The following is an 18,737-nucleotide window of genomic DNA, read 5'->3' as shown; positions in this document are numbered from 1 at the left end:
CGGCCTTCCCGTCCTCGGGTCTTTTAGGCGTCGGAAGCGGAAGCACCGACATGGACTGCTTCGTCTACGGGACGCTCACCGACCCCGACCGGGTCGCCGAGGTGCTCGACGACTGGACGTTCGGCCCCGACGCGGTCCTCCGGGGCGTCCACCGGGTCGCGGGCGAGTACCCGACGCTCGCCCCCGGTGGGAGAACGACCGGTCGTATCCTCCGGACCGACGCGGTCGACACGCTGGACCGGTACGAGGGCGTCGACCGCGGGCTGTACGTCCGGGTACCGGTCGCGTGGGACGACGAGGCCGCGGCGGCGGCCGACACCGGTGCCGATGCGGTGCAGGTGTACGTCGGCGACCCGGCGGAACTCGAGGTCGACGCGCCCGTCGCGTGGCCCGGCACCGGCTCCTTCGAGGAGCGCGTCGGTCGGTACGTGGCCCAGGAGTGTACGGTGAGTCTGCGCGACGACTGAGCGGGGGGCTGCTGTCGCGCACCCCCGGCGACGGAGACGACGTGTGGCGGACGCGCCGCCGACGCGTGTCACACACCTGCGTCAGACGCCTGCCGCACGATTCCGGATGACGGCCGGCAGACGACCGTCTGACGCCCATCGAAACCCGCCGCAGTCTGGCGATTACACTTTCAGTCCGCTTGGCTGGCGTTTATATGTATCCCGCCCACTTCTCCACCTGCACGTCACACGCGTGCTCCCCCCGTATTCCCCTTTCAGACCAACACCCCGGAGCCGTCGGCTCGGCGAACCGGCGACGGTCGCGCTGGCCTGTCGCAGCTGGCGACCCTGTCGCCGGCTGGCGGTCGCGTCGCACCGCCGGAATCCCGGTGCGAAAACCATTAACAACGGGCGCTCCGAGTTTCGGGTATGCTCGAACTCGACGACGTGTTGGACGCGCTGCCCCGTGTCCGCGAGACATCGCGGCACACACCGATCGAGTACTCCCACACCTTCTCCGATATGACGGGAGCCGCGGTCCACCTGAAGATGGAGAACTTCCAGCGGACGGGGTCGTTCAAGATCAGAGGCGCGACCAATCGAATCATGACGCTTTCGGATGACGAGAAATCTGCCGGCGTGGTCACCGCGAGCGCCGGGAACCACGCCCAGGGCGTCGCCCTCGCCGCGACCCGCTCCGGCGTCGACGCGAAGATCGTCATGCCCGAGTACGCGCCCATCTCGAAGATCAAGGCCACCCAGAGCTACGGGGCCGAGGTCGTCCTCCACGGCGCCGACTACGACGAGGCCGCCGAGAAGGCCCACGAACTGGAAGAGGAGGAGGGCCGGACCTACGTCCACGCCTTCGACGACCCCTACGTCATGGCCGGACAGGGCACCATCGGGCTGGAGATCCTCGACGACCTCCCGGAGGTCGAGACCGTCGTGGTCCCCATCGGCGGCGGCGGGCTCATCTCCGGTATCGCGACCGCCATCAAGGCCAAGAGCCCCGAGACGCGCATCGTCGGCGTGCAGGCCGAGGGGGCCTCAAGCGTCGCCCAGTCCCTCCAGAAGGGCGAACGCTACGAACTCGACACCGTCGATACCATCGCGGACGGTATCGCGGTCCGCGGGCCCGGCACGCAGACCTTCGAGGTCATCAAGGAGCGCGTCGACGAGGTCGTCACCGTCTCCGACCCGGAGATAGCCATGGCGCTGACCTACGTCCTCGAACGCGGGAAGACGCTGGTCGAGGGCGCGGGTGCGGCCCCCCTCGCGGCCATCCTGTTCAACAAGTTCGACTACGACGAGGGCGAGGTCATCGTCCCGGCGATGTGCGGGGGCAACATCGACCTGAACATGCTCACGACGGTCGTCATGCGCGGCCTCGTCGCCACCGGCCGGTACGTGAAGATCAAGACCGTCCTCCGGGACCGCCCCGGCTCGCTCGAGGAACTGCTGCACATCATCGCCGAGAAGAAGGCGAACATCTACGCCATCCAGCACGACCGCACCTCCCGGCAGATCGGCATGGCCGACACCGAGGTCGAGGTCGACCTCGAGACGAGAGGGCACGACCACGTCGAGGAACTGCTGGAGGCGATCCGCGACGCGGGCTACGAGGTCGAGGTGCTGGTCTGAGCCGCGAACAGGCGACCCCCACCCCGTCTCCTGGCGTACGCCTGTCCTGACGCGGCTTCGACCTGACTGTGCAAGCCCATCAGGAGGAATTCTTAATCGTGATTCGAACGAACTACTAGCATGAGTTCCCCCGTCCTGTCGCGGGCTTCAGTACTGACAGTCTTCGACAGCCTCGACCCACCAGGGACCCCGGTCTCGGTCGGGGAACTTTCGAGCGAGCTGGACTGTGCAGAGCCGGCGCTCTTCGACGTGCTCGCCGACCTGGTCGAAGCGGGCGAACTACAGACGAAGACGGTCGAGTCGGGGGACCAGCTCTGGTGGCGGCCACCGGGGCGGCACCGCCAGCCGACGGATTCCGTCGCGGCACCGCGACTCGACATCTCGATGTTCCGCCAGCTGTTCGAGACCGGGCCCGAACTCGCGCTGGTCGTCGAACCCGACGACTACGAGGTCGTCGAACCCGACGACTACGAGGTCGTCGAACCCGACGACTACGAGGTCGTCGAACCCGACGACTACGAGGTCGTCGAACCCGACGACTACGAGGTCGTCGAGGCGAGCGATGCGTACCTGGAGGCGACCGCGGCCGAGCGCGACCACGTCGTCAGGCGGTCGCTCCCGGTGGTCATCGACGCCGCACTCGAGGTGGGCGACCCGGAGAACCTCCACCGCATCCTGGCGTCGCTCGACCGGGTGACGACCAGCCGGCAGGCCGACGTGCTGCCGGCGATGCGCATCCGGCTCCCGCCGAACGAGTTCACCGACGACGAGGCGACCGAGCGCTGGTGGTGTCTGCTCTGTACGCCCCTGTTCGGGCCGAGCGGGGACATCGACTACATCGTCCTCCGGTTCGAGGACGTCACCGCGGTCGTGTCCTACGTCCGGTCCGAGGAGGGGTCGGACCTGCTCGAACGCTTCGGGCTCGAGGAGAAGTACAGCCCCGGGAACATCGCGTTCCGGGGCCGGGAGCTCTACCGGGCGAAGGAGTACGCCTACGACCGCCTCCGGGAGAGCGAGGAGCGCTATCGCACGCTCTTCCAGTCGATCGAGCAGGGCTACTGCATCGTCGAGATGCTGTTCGACGAGCACGAGGAACCGGTGGACTACCGCTTCCTCCTGACGAACCCGGCGTTCGAGGAGGAGTCCGGGCTCGTCGACGTCGAGGGGAAGCGCATGCGGGAACTCGAACCACTGCACGAGGAGTTCTGGTTCGAGATCTACGGCGAGGTGGCCCTGACCGGGAAGTCGCGGCGGTTCACGAGACAGGCGAGGTACCTCGACGAGCGCTGGTTCGACGTCTACGCGGTCCGGGTCGGTGACCCCGACGAGCACAAGGTCGCGATCCTCTTCGAGGACGTCACCGACCGGAAACAGACCGAGGCCGAGAACCGGGCGCTCCGGGACCAGCTGGCGACCGAACTGTCGGCGATGACGCGACTGCACGAGTTGACGATGCGACTCGTCGAGACGGACGACGTCCAGGAGATGCTGGAGGAGATCCTCGACGCGACCATCGCACTCCAGAACGCGGACTACGGGAACGTCCAGCTCTACGACGCCACGCACCAGACGCTGACGATAGCCGCCCAGCGCGGCTTCCCGCAGGAGTTCCTCGACCACTTCGCGGTCGTGCAGACGTCCGACACGTCCATCTGTGGACGGGCCCTGCGAGGGGGCGAACGCGTCGTCGTCGAAGACGTCATGGCCGACGAGGCGTTCCGCCCGCACCGCGAGGTCGCCGCCAGCGTCCCGTATCGCGCCGTCCAGTCGACCCCGATAGTCGACAGCTCCGGCACCCTCCTCGGGATGCTGTCGACGCACTTCAGGAACCCCCACCGGCCCTCGGAACGCGAGCTCAAGCTCACGGACCTCTACATCCGACTGGCCGCGGGACTGCTCGAACGCGTCGAACGCGAGCGCGAACTCGAACGCAACGTCGAACGGCTGGACCGGTTCGCGAGCGTGCTCAGCCACGACCTGCGGAACCCCCTCGGCGTCGCGAAGACGAGTCTCGAACTCGCGAGGGAGGACGCTCCCGGGGCCGCGGAGAACCACGACCGCATCGCCCGGGCCCTCGACCGCATCGACGACCTGGTGTCGTCGCTGCTGACGCTGGCCCGCGAAGGGGAGATGGTCAGCGAGTACCAGACGGTCGAACTCGCCGCGGTCGCCGAGGACGCGTGGCAGTCCATCGACGCCCCGGACGCGACCCTCGTCGTCGAGGCGGACGACGTGACGCTGGAGTGCGACCCGGAGCGACTGCGCACGCTGTTCGAGAACCTGTTCCGCAACAGCGTCGAGCACGGCTCGACGAGCGAGCAGACAGCAGAGAATCCCGGCGACAGCGTCGAAGACGGTGGGTCCGGGGTGACCATCCGCGTCGGGGTCGAAGACGGCCTGTTCTTCGTCGCGGACGACGGCCCCGGCATCCCGCCCGAAGAGCGAGACTGCGTCTTCGAGCACGGGTACTCGACGACCGGAGACGGCACCGGCTTCGGGCTCAGTATCGTCGAGAGCATCGCTGCCGCCCACGACTGGGAGGTGTCGGTCGAGGAGAGCGAGGAGGGCGGTGCACGGTTCGAGTTCGCGCCACGCTCCGAGATAGAGTGACCGGTCCCGCTGACCCGGTCTCCCCTCCCGGCTCGTGGGGTAGCCTCACTCGATGGTCAGGTCGCCGCCGTCGCTCCCGTCCTCGTCCCACTCCAGTTCGAACTCGAGTTCGATTTCCGCGGACCCGCCCGACTTCGAGGTCTCGCGTTCGACCTCGACCTCGAACTCGATGCGCCCCGCCGGCGCGAGCGTCACCGACTCACCGCCGGATTCGAGGGTGAACTCGTCGCCGGATTCGAGGTGGTCCGCGACCGTCCGGAGGTAGCGTGCGACCTCGCTCGTGCTCATGTCCCGCTCGAACTCGAACAGCGTCTCTTCTGGCATTCGTCCCGCTACGACACGCATGGTATTGACTCTGCGTGTCGGCGCAACTGGTGCAGGGGTCGACCGGGCAGCAGCCGCTGCCCTGGGTCACTCCCGGGCGTCGCTCGCTGCCACCGCGGCGTACCTGACCGTCAGGAACTGTCGGCCGGCCAGCCACATCTCGTGGGTCGCGACGACGGTCGCGTCTCCGACCCCGGTTTCGGGTGACTCGGGCGCGTCCGGCGCCCCGGCGACGTCTGCCGGCCACACCCGGAACCGCTGTCGCATGGGTAGTTCGACGGTTCCCAGGGGTGTCACGAGGTAGAGCCCCGGGTCGCCCGGGGCGTCGGTCGTGAGCTCGACCGCGCCCGACTCGCCGAGCTGCCGGAGCGACAGCACCGTCGAGAGGTTCGCGAAGGGCAGGGGGACGCCGATGTTGACGAATCGCTCGCCGTCGTCCTCGTGGGCGGCGTACATCGCGGTGAACACGCCTTCGCCGGTGTCGCGGTCGGTCCGGACCCAGGCCCGGGCACCCTCGCGGGGGTCGGCGGCCGGGTCGAGGCGCTCGAAACGGCTCGTCAGGTGGCGGACCCGCGAGTCACCGGGCGCGGGCAGGTTCAACTGTTCGAGGTAGGTCGTCAGGCGACTCGCCAGCCACGCCCCGGTCCGGAAGGGGCGGTGCCACTCGGCGGTCAGGGCGAGGTCGTACCGGGCGGTCTGCTCGTAGAACCGTCGGACCGCGGGTGCGACCAGCCCGGGGTCGAAGTCGGGGCGGGCGAAGGCGTCGAGGTCGTCCATCTCCCCGGGCAGGGCCTCGCCGGTGCCGACCCCGGTGCGGACGACCCAGTCCGGGCCGACCCGGCCCCGGGCCGTGAGGGGACAGAGGGGAACGTCGGTGACGCGCGCCGCGGCCAGCCGGGCGACAGCGACCGCCAGCCCGGCCGCGAGCGCGAGCATCGCCACGGCTCTGCGGCGGGACGACGGGGAGGAGTCCATCACGAGAACACGTTCGGGGGAACACTGAAAACCCCGCCGGTTCCCGGGGTCCGGGAATCGCCCCGGCGGTTGTAAGTCGGGTGTCCATAGGGGTGAACAGCGACCGGTTCGCCCTCCACCCGGTCGGTGAGACCGCCCATGGTAGACCCCGTACTCGCAAGTCGCCTCCAGTTCGCACTGACGACCATCGTCCACATCATCTTCCCCGTGATGTCGATGGGCCTCGCGCCCTTCCTCGTCTACTTCACGTGGAAATCCATCCGGAGCGACGACCGGCTCTGGGAGCAGCAACGCCGGTTCTGGACGAAGATTTTCGCCGTCTCGTTCGTCGTCGGGACCGTGACGGGCATCGTCCTCGAGTTCGAGTTCGGGACGAACTTCGCGGCGTTCTCGACCGTCGCCGGGGAGCTGTTCGGCGGCCCGCTCGCGGTCGAGGGGATGATGGCGTTCTTCCTCGAGGCGACGTTCCTCGGGGTGTTCGTCTTCGGCCGCGAGAAGGTCGGCGACGCCCTCTACATGGTCTCTGCCGTCGCGGTCGGCGCCGGGACGTGGCTCTCGGCGGTCTGGATCCTCATCGCCAACTCCTGGATGCAGACACCCCGCGGGTTCGAGATGGTCCAGCAGAGCGGCCAGTCCATCGTGACGCTGGTCGACCCCTGGGCGGCCTACCTCAACCCGCGGTTCCCGTGGATGTTCGTCCACATGCAGTCGGCGGCGGTCATCTCGGTGTCGCTGTTCATGCTCGGCGTCGCGGGCTACCACCTCTGGCGCCACCGCGACACCCGGTTCTGGCGCGTGACGATGAAGCTCGCGCTGGTGATGCTGGTCGTGATGGCGCCCTTCCAGGTGGTCCACGGCGACTCCTATGCCCGCCACGTCGCCGAGACCCAGCCCCAGAAGTTCGCCGCGATGGAGGCCCAGTACGAGACCGAGGCGCCCGCGGCGCTGCACGTCATCGCCATCCCGACCGACCCCGCGGCGTTCACCGACCCCCGCGCGGAGAACCTCTGGACGGTCGACATCCCGGCCCTCGCGTCCGTCCTCGCCAGCGGAGGTGACCCGACATACGAGGTGATGGGCCTCGGCGAGTTCGAGGACTCGCCGCCCGTCGCCATCGTGTTCTGGGCGTTCCGGCTGATGGTGCTGCTCGGGCTCTGGTTCGTCGCGCTCGCGCTGTGGGGTGCGGTCCGGTGGCGCCAGGGCCGGCTCTTCGAGGACACCCGGCTCCACCAGGCGATGGTCGGCTCGTCCCTGCTCGGCATCGCCACGACCGAACTCGGCTGGCTGGTCACCGAGGTCGGCCGCCAGCCCTGGGTCATCCAGGGCGTCCTCAGGACCGAGGATGGCGTCTCACCGGGGCTCACCGGCTTCGAGGCGACGCTGACGCTGGTCGGGTTCGCGCTGGTCTACACCGGCCTGCTCGCGCTCTACAGCTACGTCGTCTGGCGAATCATCCGGAGGGGTCCGCCCGAGGTCGGCGTCGCCGAGGACGAGCCGCGGCCGAGCGACCGGCCCGAGATACCGGTCGCGGAGGTGCCCGCGGATGACTGAGTACCTCCTCGGGCTTCCGCTGCCGGCCATCTGGGTCGGCGTCGTGTTCGCCTTCCTCGGGACGTTCCTGTTCCTCGACGGCTTCGACTTCGGGGCCGGCGCACTGTTCGCGACCCGCGAGGCCGAGGAAGAGCGCGAGCACGTCCTCGCGGCCATCGGGCCGTTCTGGGACGGCAACGAGGTCTGGCTGGTCGTCTTCGGCGGGGGTCTGTTCGCCGCCTTCCCCCGCATCTACGCCACCCTGTTCAGTCGGCACTACCTGCTGCTGTTCGGGGTGCTCGGGACGCTCATCCTGCGCGGGCTCGCCCCCGAGATGTACGAACAGCGCGAGGACGCCGCCTGGAAACGCTGGTGGGGCCGCGCCTTCGTGGTCGGCTCCATCGGCTCCCCGTTCCTGCTCGGGGTCTTCACCGGGAACTGGCTGCTCGGGACGACCTTCGCGCCCGAGGCGCTCGTCGTCGGCCTCGCGGTGGTCGCGCTGACGGTCGTGACGGGCGCGGCGTTCCTCGCGATGAAGGTCGGCCGACCCGCGCCCGGAATGGCGGCCGAGCTGCGTCGGTGGGGCCTGCGGGCGGTCGTCGTCTACCTCGGCCTCGTGGTCGTGACCCTCGGCGGGTTGCTCCTGCGCCCCGCGGTCCGCGAGGCCCTGCTGGCGCCCGTGCCCATCGCGCTGGTCGTCGGCTCGGTGCTCCTCGCGGGGGCGTACGCGATGACCATACGAACCGAACGCGACCTGCTCGCGTTCCTCTCGGCCGGAGGGCTCACCTACGCGCTGGTCGCCCTCGTCGGCGTCCTGCTCTGGCCCGTGCTCGACCCGGCGACCGGTCTCACCGCCCGCGAGGCCGCCGTCTCGCCGCTGTCGATGAACATCCTCACCGGCGCCTCGGCGTTCTTGCTCCCCCTCGTCCTGACCTACTTCGGCGTGCTCTACGCGACGTTCGCCGGCCCGGTCGAGGAGGGCGGGTACGGGCACTGACTGTCGGTCGCGCCGGTTCGATGCCGGTGCGGACAGCTATTTCTCGCCGGCCCGCGACTCGGGGCACGTGAACGAGGAGCACTTCCGGAAGCTCGAACGCATGTACGACGCGGCACCGGTCAACGACCACTACGACCCGGAGCTGACCGTCCGCGAGGGCGAGGCCGAACTCGTGACGCCCGTCGACGAATCCCACTTCCACGCCCTCGGTGGGGTCCACGGGTCGGTGTACTTCAAGGTGCTCGACGACGCCGCCTTCTTCGCCGCGAGTTCGCTGGTCGAGGACGTCTCGGTGCTGACGACGGAGTTCAACATCTACCTCGAACGACCCGTCTCGGAGGGCGAGATACGCGCGGTCGGCGAGGTGGTCAACGACAACCCGCGCCAGCTCATCGCGGAGGCAGTAGCGTGGGACGGCGAGGGCAACGAGATCGCCCGCGGGAGCGGGACGTTCCAGCGCAGCAGCATCGAGTTGACGCCCGAGGTCGGCTACGAGTGAGTGCGCTGTCGCGACCCGAAACGTTGCGGGAAGTCGAGGGTTTTTAAGACGGCGGCGGTCGTCGCCCCGAGTATGAAGCGCGTCATCAGCACGGACGAGGCACCGGCCGCGGTCGGGGCGTACAGTCAGGCGACGACCAACGGCGACATCGTGTTCACCGCCGGCCAGATTCCCATGACACCCGAGGGCGAGTTGCTGGACGAGGAGTCCATCACGGTCCAGACCCGGCAGGCACTGGAGAACGTCACCGCCATCCTCGAGGAGGAGGGCTGCACCATGGAGGACGTGCTCAAGGTGACGGTGTTCATGGACGACATCGAGGACTTCGACGAGATGAACGACGCCTACAAGGAGTACTTCATCGACAACCCGCCGGCCCGCTCGGCGGTCGAGGTCGCGAACCTCCCGAAGGGCGTGGGCGTCGAGATCGAGGCCATCGCGTCCAGCGAGTGAGGGTGGACGAGCGAACGAAGTCGGCCCTGCTGTGGGGCGCCGTCGGCGTGTTCGCGTTCCTCGTGCTCTACCAGGGGTACGTGCTGTTCGGGAACGACAGCGTCGGCTTCCTGCCCGCGTTCGGGGTCGCGCTCGTCGTCGGCGCTGGCGTCGCCGCGGCGGCCTACGTCGCCGAGATACGGCTGCTCGGCCGTGGCCGCTAGCCCTTCGCACACTCCCCGACGAAACAAAGCCGTTAAATGCAACACCCGGTAACTCTCGGGTGAAGCCAGGATGGCCGAACGGTAAGGCGCACGCCTGGAAAGCGTGTTCCCTTTCGGGATTCAGGGTTCAAATCCCTGTCCTGGCGCTCCTGCGAGCCACGGACGCTGTTCCTTCCGCTGATTCACTCACCGCCGAGCACCGCGACCCCCCAACCCCTTCGTTTCCACTGCAGGTTGAACAGTCAGGCCGGAATCTCGTCCGTCCTCCTCGCCACCTTGCGGCCGCTTTTGTGGTTCCCACGCGTACGCAGGCGCATGTGTGGTCGCTACAGTCTCTTCGTGACGCCCGACGAGTTGCAGGAACGCTTCGGCGTCTCCGTCCCCGACGACTACGGGCCGCGGTACAACGCGGCGCCGCGGCAGGACCTGCCGGTCGTCCGGGCCGACACCGACGACGAGCTGACCCGGGCGAACTGGGGGTTCGTCCCGTCGTGGACCGACGACCCCGACGACGCGCCCCGGCCGATCAACGCGCGGTCGGAGACCGTCCAGGAGAAGCCGATGTTCCGGACCGCGTTCGCCTCGGCCGGGCCGGGGGCCGACCTCGCGACGGCCGGGCGGTGTCTCGTCCCGGCGGACGGGTTCTACGAGTGGAAACAGGAGGGTGACGGCAAGCAGCCCTACCGCGTGACGCTGACCGACGAGGCGCCGTTCGCGATGGCCGGGCTGTACGCGGTCTGGGAGGGCATCGAACAGCAGACCGGCCTCGACGCCTTCGCGGGCGGCGAGGCGGCGGAACCCGCGACGAAACGAATCGTCTCCTTCACGGTCTGTACGACCGAGCCGAACGACCTCGTCGCCGACCTGCACCACCGGATGGCGGTCATCGTCCCCGAGGGCGAGGAGGAGACGTGGCTGCACGGTGACACCGACGAGGCGGTCGGGCTGTGCGAGCCGTACCCGGCCGACGAGATGCGGGCGTACCCGGTGTCGACGGCGGTGAACGACCCGGCGAACGACTCGCCGGCGGTGGTCGAGGAACTCGGCGCGAACTGAGCTGGTCGGGGCGAGGAAGGGGGTCGCCGCGAGGTGCCGACGGGAGTCGATTCGTCGTATATAAATGCGTGTGTTCGGCGACCAGATTGCCGGCTCGTGGTTTGGTACGGATGCGCATGATTCCGGCGGTGTCGTGCCACTGTATTGCGATTATGCGTGTCGTCTGCTGGTGTGTCCGTGTCACCGGCTGCGACCTAGAACCAAATTTTTATATAGAAGCACAATCAATGCCTCGTCTGTACATGAGCCAGCGAATGCAGCAAGGTCAGCCGATGATCGTGATGTCCGAGGAGTCCCAGCGCGTCAAGGACCGTGACGCGCAGGAGTACAACATCCAGGCGGCTCGCGCAGTCGCCGAGGCCGTGCGTTCCACACTCGGCCCGAAAGGGATGGACAAGATGCTCGTCGACTCGATGGGTGACGTCACCATCACGAACGACGGCGTAACCATCCTGAAGGAGATGGACATCGACAACCCGACGGCCGAGATGATCATCGAGGTCGCCGAGACGCAGGAGGACGAGGCCGGTGACGGCACGACGACCGCCGTCGCCATCGCGGGCGAACTCCTGAAGAACGCCGAGGACCTCCTCGAGCAGGACATCCACCCGAGCGCCATCATCAAGGGCTTCCACCTCGCGAGCAAGCAGGCTCGCGAAGAGGTCGACGACATCGCGGAGAACGTCGACGCCGACGACGAGGAGCTCCTGCGCAAGGTCGCCGAGACCTCCATGACGGGCAAGGGCGCCGAACTCGACAAGGAGCACCTCGCAGAGCTCATCGTCGAGGCCGTCCAGTCCGTCACCGTCGAGGGGCAGGTCGACATGGAGTACCTCAAGATCGAGACCCAGACCGGCCAGCCCGCCTCCGCCTCCGAGCTCCTGAAGGGCGCGGTCATCGACAAGGACCCGGTCCACGACGACATGCCGAAGTCGGTCGACGACGCGAAGATCCTCCTCCTCAACGAGGCCATCGAGGTCGAGGAGGCCAACGTCGACACCGAGGTCAACGTCACCGACCCGAGCCAGCTCCAGCAGTTCCTCGACCAGGAGGAGAAGCAGCTCAAGGACAAGGTCCAGTCCATCGTCGACTCCGGTGCCGACGTCGTCTTCTGCCAGAAGGGCATCGACGACCTCGCCCAGCACTACCTCGCGAAGGAGGGCATCCTCGCCGTCCGCCGCGTGAAGAAGTCCGACGTCCGGTTCCTGCGTGAGATCCTCGGCGCGTCCGTCGTCTCCGACCTCGACGACTTCGACGCCTCCGACCTCGGCGCTGGCTCCATCAGCCGCGACGCCGAGGACGAGCTGTTCTACGTCGAGGGTGCCGAGAACGCCCACGGCGTCACGCTCACCCTCCGTGGCTCCACCGACCACGTCGTCGACGAGCTCGAGCGCGGCGTCACCGACGCCCTCGACGTCGTCGCCCAGACCGTCTCCGACGGCCGCGTCGTCGCCGGTGGCGGCGCCATCGAGGTCGAGGTCGCCTCGCGCCTCCGCGACTACGCCGACTCCGTCGAGGGTCGCGAGCAGCTCGCCGTCGAGGCGTTCGCCGACTCGCTGGAACTCGTGCCGCGCGTCCTCGCCGAGAACGCCGGTCTCGACTCCATCGACATCCTCGTCAACCTCCGCTCCGAGCACGAGAGCGGCAACAAGCGCGCCGGTCTGAACGTCTTCTCCGGCCAGATCGAGGACACCTTCGACGCTGGCGTCGTCGAGCCGGCCCACTCCAAGGAGCAGGCGTACACGTCTGCCACCGAGGCCGCGAACCTCGTCCTCAAGATCGACGACATCATCTCCGCCGGTGACCTGAGCACCGACAAGGGCGACGACGAAGGTGGCCCCGGCGGTGCTGGCGGCATGGGCGGTATGGGCGGCATGGGCGGCGCTATGTAAAATCGGGCGAAGACCGATTTTCATAGGCCGTCAGACGGAGTCTGACGAAGCCGATGTAGATTTCGAGGAACGAGAAATCTCATCGCACGGCCGAGGTTTCCTCGGCCAAGGCTATGTGAAGTTCGGCGTAGAAGAACTTCCATAACTTCACCCCCCGAACCGCTCCCGAAGCCGTATTCGGTCGAAGAACCGTTTTCTGCTGCGCAGGTCGCACAGCTCCTGCTCTTCGTTCCCCTTACGGCTTCGCCGCGTCCGCGGAGTGCTCGCGTGCCTTCTCGACAGCCGAGACGCGGTCGGCGGCGTGCAGTTCGCGTTCCGGGTCGTCGTCGAGCTCGAACGAGGTGACGATGCGGCCGTCGCCGGCCGCCTCGTGGGCGGCCTGGACGGCGGCGAAGGCCTCGGCCGCGGTCTCGGCCTCGACGATGGTGTCCATCGCGGTCGTCTCGTAGGTGACGCCGAGGTCGTCCAGCGCGTCGAGCGCGCGGGCGATGGACTCGGACATGTGCTGTTCTCCGACGGGCAGTATCTCGAATCGGGCGATGACTGACATGGCTGTGGTGTGGCGGGTCGTTCGGGCGAACGATTCGAGCTAGCATACACCACGGCCGCGAAAATGGTTTTCTTGGGCTATCGAGACGCCTCACCGACGTGGAGTATCTGGGCGCCGACGATGTCGCTGCCGCGACGGTGTCGCCGTCGCTGGCCACCGCGGGCGCTCGTGCTCGTGGGTGGTGCGTTACTCGATGTCGAGTTCGAACTGCTCGTTCTCGCAGACCGGGTTCAGGACGACCGAGGTGTTCGACTCCTTGATCTCCGGGTCGGTGAGCAGGCGCTTGATCTGGGTGTTCATGCCGTCGGTGTCCTCGAACTTCCCGATGGCGATGACGTCGTAGTCGCCGGTGACCTCGTACACCGACACCATCTGCTTCTCCTCGCGGAGGCGTTCGGTCACGTCGGGCAGGGCGCTCCCCTCGACCTTGAGCTGGACGACGGCGGTGACGTCGTAGCCGAGCTGGTCGTAGTCGATCTTCGGCGTGTACCCGCGGATGACCCCTTCGTCCTCCAGCGCGGAGACGTGGTTCGAGACGGTCGTCACGGACACGTCGAGTTGTTCTGCCAGACTGCGAAGACTCGCGTCGCCGTTGTCCAGAAGTGCATTCACCAACTTCGCGTCGAGATTTTCGTACGTCATTACGTCCAACCTCCGTCTCCAGCCATTAGAATTTTACGAATATCCACTTCGGGTGTGGTGAGGGCAGAATTGCGTATAACAGTAGGGTTTTTGTAGTGGGGATAGTTGGATTACTCGACCAGAAAGATGACAAGCGGAAACCTGTCTGCAGAAGAGGAAGCGGTCATCGAGCAGATCGAAGAACAGAACGTGGACTTCCTGCGCCTGCAGTTCACCGACATCCTCGGGACCGTCAAGAACGTCTCCGTCCCGGCCAGTCAGGCCGAGAAGGCGTTCACCGAGGGCATCTACTTCGACGGGTCGTCCATCGACGGCTTCGTCCGCATCCAGGAGTCCGACATGCGCCTGGAGCCGGACCCGACGACGTTCGCCGTCCTGCCGTGGCGCAAGACCGAGGAGAGCGCGGCCGCACGTCTCATCTGTGACGTGATGGACACCTCGACCGGCGAGCCGTTCCCGGGCGACCCGCGTGGCGTCCTCAAGCGCGCCATCGACCGCGCGGACGAGATGGGCTACGAGATCAACGCCGCGCCCGAGCCGGAGTTCTTCCTGTTCGAGGAGGACGAGGAGGGGCGTGCGACGACGAAGACCAACGACGCCGGTGGCTACTTCGACCTCGCGCCGAAGGACCTCGCCTCGGACGTGCGCCGTGACATCATCTACGGCCTCGAGTCCATGGGCTTCGACATCGAAGCCTCCCACCACGAGGTCGCCGAGGGCCAGCACGAGATCAACTTCACCTACGACGACGCGCTGTCGACGGCCGACAACGTCGCGACGTTCCGCTCCGTCGTCCGTGCCATCGCGGCCGAGCACGACCTGCACGCGACGTTCATGCCCAAGCCCATCCCGCGCATCAACGGGTCGGGCATGCACACGCACATCTCGCTGTTCCAGAACGGCGAGAACGCGTTCCACGACGACGACGACGAGTTCAACCTGAGCGAGACGGCCAAGCAGTTCACCGCGGGTATCCTCGAGCACGCGCCGGCCATCACGGCGGTCTCGAACCCGACCGTGAACTCCTACAAGCGCCTGGTGCCCGGCTACGAGGCACCCGTCTACGTGGCGTGGTCCGACCGCAACCGCTCCGCGCTCATCCGGAAGCCGGCCGCCCGCGTCCCGGCCGCGAGCCGCATCGAGGCACGCTTCCCCGACCCGTCCTGTAACCCGTACCTCGCGTTCGCCGCGCTCATCCACGCGGGTCTCGACGGGATCGAGCAGGGCCTCGACTGCCCGGACCCGGTCCGCGAGAACATCTACGAGTTCGACGAGCAGAAGCGCGAGGAGTACGGCATCGACACGCTGCCGACCAACCTCGGCGAGGCCGTCGACGCCCTCGAGGAGGACGAGGTCATCGCGAACGCACTCGGCGAACACGTCTACGAGAAGTTCATCGAGGCCAAGCGCGCCGAGTTCAAGGACTACCTCGTGGACGTCTCCGACTGGGAGATCGACCGGTACCTCGAGAAGTTCTAGGCGCAGGAGACCTGTGGCCGACTGCGGTCCTTTTTCGCGGGCGACGGTCGAGGTCGCGTAGGCTGCTCGCTGGCCAGCCCACCGACCCACCCTGCGGCCGTTCGTCACCGACGGTACCGTCGCCAGACAGCCGCGACGACGAGCAGGTAGCTCGCCCCGAGCGCCACGCCCGCGACCACGTCGACCGCGACGTGTGCGCCGAGGAACACCCGCGACCAGGCGACGAGGCCGACGACCGTGGCTGCCAGCCCGATGCGGGCCCGGCGGGCCGCGAGCGCGGCGCGGAGTCGGTCCTTCCCGGGCCGGGTCCCGACCGCGCCGGGCCACGCCAGCTGGAGCCAGACGACGGTCGCGGCGACGACGTGGCCACTGGGCAGCGCGTAGCCGTCGCTCGCGGCCTCGCGCTCGTACAGTGGTCGGAGGAGCGACGGCAGGGACTCGGCCGCGACCGGCGGCGCTGTCGCGGTCCGGGCAGGGACCGCGAGTGCCGTCTCGACACCGAGGGTGAGCGCGTAGCCGCCGAGGGTCACCGCGAGGACCGGGACCCAGCGCTCGCGGTCGAGTACTGTGAGACCGGTGACGAGCGCGAGCAGCAGGGACGGGTCGCCGAGCAGCGAGACGAGCGTCGCGAAGACGGTGAGAACGAGGGTGGCGTCCCTGCCGAGCGTCGCACCGGCTACGACCGCCATTCCTGGACGCGGTCGCGGAGGCGGCCGGGGACGCCGAGGACGCTGAAGGTGACGCCGACGATGACGAACAGGACGTAGAGGCCGAGGACCGAGAGCCAGATGACGATCATGGCGAAGACGACCCAGAAGTCGCCGTCCATCTTCGGGGCGTAGAGCAGCCCGAGGGTCATGGCGGTCCCGTAGAGCAGGACGAGGTAGGGACCCCAGCCGCGGGCGTGGCCGCGCCGGAGCTTGCGCCGGACGTAGCGCTTCAGGTCGGACTCGACCTCGTCGCGGTCGACGGTCCGGGACTCGACGTCGTCCTCGAAGGATTCGAGTTCCTCGCGCAACTCGGCGACCGACGCCTTGCTCGCACGCTGGCCCTCGACCTCGTCCTCGAGTTCGGCGAGGCGTTCGTAGAGCCGCTCGATCTCGGCCTCGCTCACGTCGGTCGGGTCGCCGGCGGCGTCGGGCGCCGGGTCGTCGTCGGACGGCTGGTCGGTGCCGTCGGGCGAGGCGTCCGGGCCGCCTGCCGGGTCGGGCTGGTCGCCACTGTCGGCAGGCTCACGTTCCCCTTCGTCGGGCCGGTCGTCGTCCGCCGGCGGCTCGTCCTCAGACATCGTCCTCTGTCGCTTCTTCCTGTCGCAGCCCCGCGCTTTGAAGGTGCCGGTCCACGGTGGCTGACAGGTCCGGGTCGAGGTTGGTCGTCCGCCCCGCCAGCACCGCGTTGAGAGCCGCCCCGAGCAACAGCACCAGCGCCCCGAGGTAGAGCCACGTCACGAGCAGGAGGATGGCCCCGAAGAACCCGTAGAGGGAGGTCGCACCGGCGTACCCGGCGTAGAGGTTGAACGCGACGCTCATCACGGTCCAGCCGGTGGCCGCGAACAGCGCGCCGGGGACCGCCTCGCGCCACTCGACGGTCTCGTCGGGGAAGAGGTAGTAGAGCGGATAGAACGCGAACGCGAGCGCGAGCAGGCTGAACACCGCCCCGAGCAGCTCCTCGAAGGGCAGGTCGACGAGCTGGACGACGGTGATGGCGGCGAGGGCGACGAGCGCGGCCGCACCGACGGCGGCCAGCCCGAGCGCGGCGTCGGTGAGCTGGTCGACGATGGAGTCGCCGTTCCCGTTGCCGTACACCTCCGAGAAGGCCTGGTCCATGCCGCGGAACACCTTGAGGCCACTCCACAGCAGGACGACGAGGCCGACGACCGTCGTGGCCGACCGGCCCTCGGTCGCGGTGAGCACGTCCGTCAGCACGTCCTGGCTGGCCGGCGTGAGCACGTCCCCGGCGGCCTCGGCGACCGCCGTGGCGAGCGCCTCGCCGCCGAGGCTGGTGGCGACGGCGACCGCGAGGAGCACGAGCGGGACCAGCGAGACGAACGCGTAGTACGCGATGGCGGCCGAGAGGAACGTGAGCTGTTCGTCCCGCGCGAGCGCCACGACGGCGAGGAGGACCGACTTCGCACGCTGGAGCCGGGGTGGCAGCGACTCGACTGGTGGCTGGGACACGGGTGTCGCTACGCCGAGTAGCTACAAAAAGACCAGCCGACGGTCGATTGGTGGGGTGGGAGTCGGTCGCCGGTGGGCCCTTCGGGGGGTCGGTCGCCGGCGTGCCCGGCCCGGCTCGCTCAGTCGCTGGTCGCGTCGTGCATCTCGGGGATCGACGCGTCGGTCTTGAACGTGGTCCCGCCGTAGTGGGCGCGCTCGGCCGCGTGGCCCGCCTCGCGGAGGCGGTCGAGGAACTCGTCCATGCCGCTCGCGCCGCGGCCCCAGAGCTTGCAGAGCTTGTGCTGGTCGTAGTGGGTCGGCTCGTCGAGTTCGTCCTCGACGGTGGTACAGAGGTCGCGGGCCGTCTCGGCGGTGCCCATGTCGTCGGTGACGTGTGCGCGCACGTCGGCGGTGAAATCGCGGTCGCGGTAGGGGCCGAGCCAGACCGGTCCGGCCTCCAGCAGGCGGTTCGAGTCGCACTCGGGACACGTCTCGGGCGGGTGGGCGATGAGGCCGGACTCGGCCTCCCGGAACAGGCAGTCCTCGCAGTGGTAGAGGTAGCCCAGTTCCTCGAGGCTCCGGTTCGCCGCGCTCGGCTTGTGGGTCAGGTCGAGGTAGGTGCGGACGTAGTGGCTCGTCGCGTGCGTGAACAGCGGTTCGATGCCCACGTCGAAGCGGGCCGCGCTCCGGGCGAGCGCGCCGAGCAGGACCCGGACGCCCATCTCGGCGTGGTACTCCGTGTTCCGGGGAATCGCGCCGTAGGAGCGTACGCCGGACTGGAAGTGTGCGCCACACAGCGGCGCGGTGTCGGTCGCCGTGATGCAGGCGAGGTCGCGGGTGTTCGCGAACACCGCGTCCGCGAAGGGCATCGGCGTCCCGAACGGGTCGAGGTCGGTCACGTCGACGTACTCGTCCCAGAGGTAGGCGTTCGCGTCGCGGTGCAGGACCGAGGCATCGCAGTCGTTGCGCGCGAGGTTCTCGCGGGCGAGGTCGACCGCCTCTGCCTCGACGTCGCACATGGTGACGTCCCAGCCGTCGGCGGCGGCCCGCACGCCCCGGATGCCCGAGGCGGTCATCGCGTCGAGGTAGGTTTCGGCGCGCTCGTCGTGGTCGCGGTAGGCGCGCAGGACGGCGATGGTGAGGTCGCGATTCAGTTCCTGTTTCGGGTTGAAGAAGACCGACTCCGTCTTGCCCGACCCGTCCTGCTCGGGCACCGCGACGGTGACCTGGCCCTCCGTGACGTCCATACTCCCCAGTCGCCGAGGGAAGCCGTTAAACCGCTCG

The 18,737-nt window shown here is 68.3% G+C and carries 19 protein-coding genes and 1 tRNA gene; 12 read left to right on the top strand and 8 right to left on the bottom strand.

The window, feature by feature from the left end; translation table 11 throughout:
* Window positions 1-50 precede the first annotated feature (50 nt).
* The 3 genes from NOV86_RS08985 (at window position 51) to NOV86_RS08975 (ending at window position 4,697) form a co-directional block, all read left to right on the top strand.
* Window positions 51-467, top strand: a complete 417-nt coding sequence (locus tag NOV86_RS08985) for a gamma-glutamylcyclotransferase family protein (protein WP_267641005.1) — start codon at window positions 51-53, stop codon at window positions 465-467.
* A 408-nt stretch (window positions 468-875) separates the two neighbouring features.
* Complete coding sequence (gene ilvA / locus NOV86_RS08980) at window positions 876-2,087, top strand: threonine ammonia-lyase (RefSeq protein WP_267641004.1); 1,212 nt, start codon at window positions 876-878, stop codon at window positions 2,085-2,087.
* A gap of 120 nt (window positions 2,088-2,207) precedes the next feature.
* Window positions 2,208-4,697 carry an ATP-binding protein gene (locus tag NOV86_RS08975; RefSeq protein WP_267641003.1) on the top strand — a complete coding sequence of 830 codons (2,490 nt, stop codon included), beginning with the start codon at window positions 2,208-2,210 and terminating at the stop codon, window positions 4,695-4,697.
* 45 nt (window positions 4,698-4,742) lie between these two features.
* Here NOV86_RS08975 and NOV86_RS08970 read toward each other — a convergent pair whose 3' ends face one another.
* Both NOV86_RS08970 and NOV86_RS08965 read right to left on the bottom strand, forming a co-directional pair.
* Window positions 4,743-5,021 (bottom strand): amphi-Trp domain-containing protein, encoded by a 279-nt coding sequence (locus NOV86_RS08970; RefSeq protein ID WP_267641002.1) that lies wholly within the window; start codon window positions 5,019-5,021, stop codon window positions 4,743-4,745.
* Between the two features lie 87 nt (window positions 5,022-5,108).
* Complete coding sequence (locus tag NOV86_RS08965; protein ID WP_267641001.1) at window positions 5,109-5,996, bottom strand: hypothetical protein; 888 nt, start codon at window positions 5,994-5,996, stop codon at window positions 5,109-5,111.
* A 138-nt stretch (window positions 5,997-6,134) separates the two neighbouring features.
* Here NOV86_RS08965 and NOV86_RS08960 point away from each other — a divergent pair, with 138 nt between their 5' ends.
* From NOV86_RS08960 to thsB, 8 genes are all read left to right on the top strand, one after another.
* Window positions 6,135-7,547: a cytochrome ubiquinol oxidase subunit I gene (locus tag NOV86_RS08960; protein WP_267641000.1), complete on the top strand. Its 1,413-nt coding sequence runs from the start codon at window positions 6,135-6,137 to the stop codon at window positions 7,545-7,547.
* The gene (locus NOV86_RS08955) at window positions 7,540-8,523 is read left to right on the top strand and encodes a cytochrome d ubiquinol oxidase subunit II (RefSeq protein ID WP_267640999.1); all 984 of its coding nucleotides are present in this window, start codon (window positions 7,540-7,542) and stop codon (window positions 8,521-8,523) included. Before NOV86_RS08960 ends, NOV86_RS08955 begins: the two co-directional genes overlap by 8 nt.
* A 67-nt stretch (window positions 8,524-8,590) precedes the next feature.
* Window positions 8,591-9,022, top strand: a complete 432-nt coding sequence (locus NOV86_RS08950) for a PaaI family thioesterase (RefSeq protein ID WP_267640998.1) — start codon at window positions 8,591-8,593, stop codon at window positions 9,020-9,022.
* A 72-nt stretch (window positions 9,023-9,094) separates the two neighbouring features.
* Window positions 9,095-9,475: a Rid family detoxifying hydrolase gene (locus NOV86_RS08945; RefSeq protein WP_267640997.1), complete on the top strand. Its 381-nt coding sequence runs from the start codon at window positions 9,095-9,097 to the stop codon at window positions 9,473-9,475.
* A gap of 2 nt (window positions 9,476-9,477) precedes the next feature.
* The gene (locus NOV86_RS08940; protein ID WP_267640996.1) at window positions 9,478-9,678 is read left to right on the top strand and encodes a DUF7981 family protein; all 201 of its coding nucleotides are present in this window, start codon (window positions 9,478-9,480) and stop codon (window positions 9,676-9,678) included.
* A gap of 64 nt (window positions 9,679-9,742) precedes the next feature.
* Window positions 9,743-9,824: transfer RNA gene (locus NOV86_RS08935), tRNA-Ser, on the top strand.
* Between the two features lie 169 nt (window positions 9,825-9,993).
* The gene (locus NOV86_RS08930) at window positions 9,994-10,734 is read left to right on the top strand and encodes an SOS response-associated peptidase (RefSeq protein ID WP_267640995.1); all 741 of its coding nucleotides are present in this window, start codon (window positions 9,994-9,996) and stop codon (window positions 10,732-10,734) included.
* A gap of 254 nt (window positions 10,735-10,988) precedes the next feature.
* Window positions 10,989-12,626 carry a thermosome subunit beta gene (thsB, locus tag NOV86_RS08925; protein WP_368408763.1) on the top strand — a complete coding sequence of 546 codons (1,638 nt, stop codon included), beginning with the start codon at window positions 10,989-10,991 and terminating at the stop codon, window positions 12,624-12,626.
* A 235-nt stretch (window positions 12,627-12,861) separates the two neighbouring features.
* On the opposite strand, the gene NOV86_RS08920 is transcribed toward thsB, so the two are convergent.
* Together NOV86_RS08920 and lrp are read right to left on the bottom strand one after the other, a co-directional pair.
* Entirely contained in the window at window positions 12,862-13,176 is a 315-nt protein-coding gene (locus NOV86_RS08920; RefSeq protein ID WP_267640994.1) for a thiamine-binding protein, read from the bottom strand.
* Between the two features lie 186 nt (window positions 13,177-13,362).
* Complete coding sequence (gene lrp, locus NOV86_RS08915) at window positions 13,363-13,818, bottom strand: HTH-type transcriptional regulator Lrp (RefSeq protein ID WP_267640993.1); 456 nt, start codon at window positions 13,816-13,818, stop codon at window positions 13,363-13,365.
* A gap of 126 nt (window positions 13,819-13,944) precedes the next feature.
* On the opposite strand from lrp, the gene glnA reads away from it, so the two are divergent.
* Window positions 13,945-15,297 (top strand): type I glutamate--ammonia ligase, encoded by a 1,353-nt coding sequence (gene glnA / locus NOV86_RS08910; RefSeq protein WP_267640992.1) that lies wholly within the window; start codon window positions 13,945-13,947, stop codon window positions 15,295-15,297.
* A gap of 104 nt (window positions 15,298-15,401) precedes the next feature.
* Here glnA and NOV86_RS08905 read toward each other — a convergent pair whose 3' ends face one another.
* From NOV86_RS08905 to NOV86_RS08890, 4 genes are all read right to left on the bottom strand, one after another.
* Complete coding sequence (locus tag NOV86_RS08905) at window positions 15,402-15,986, bottom strand: phosphatase PAP2 family protein (RefSeq protein WP_267640991.1); 585 nt, start codon at window positions 15,984-15,986, stop codon at window positions 15,402-15,404.
* Entirely contained in the window at window positions 15,974-16,585 is a 612-nt protein-coding gene (locus NOV86_RS08900; protein ID WP_267640990.1) for a ribonuclease BN, read from the bottom strand. Before NOV86_RS08900 ends, NOV86_RS08905 begins: the two co-directional genes overlap by 13 nt.
* Window positions 16,578-17,474, bottom strand: a complete 897-nt coding sequence (locus NOV86_RS08895) for a YihY/virulence factor BrkB family protein (protein WP_267640989.1) — start codon at window positions 17,472-17,474, stop codon at window positions 16,578-16,580. Before NOV86_RS08895 ends, NOV86_RS08900 begins: the two co-directional genes overlap by 8 nt.
* 119 nt (window positions 17,475-17,593) lie before the next feature.
* Window positions 17,594-18,700 carry a tRNA (guanine(26)-N(2))-dimethyltransferase gene (locus tag NOV86_RS08890; protein WP_267640988.1) on the bottom strand — a complete coding sequence of 369 codons (1,107 nt, stop codon included), beginning with the start codon at window positions 18,698-18,700 and terminating at the stop codon, window positions 17,594-17,596.
* Window positions 18,701-18,737 lie beyond the last annotated feature (37 nt).

It is taken from the genome of Haloarchaeobius amylolyticus (genome assembly GCF_026616195.1).
GTDB classification, from domain to species: domain Archaea; phylum Halobacteriota; class Halobacteria; order Halobacteriales; family Natrialbaceae; genus Haloarchaeobius; species Haloarchaeobius amylolyticus.
Note: the sequence above shows the minus strand (reverse complement) of the source record. Positions and strands in the feature narration are given on the sequence as shown.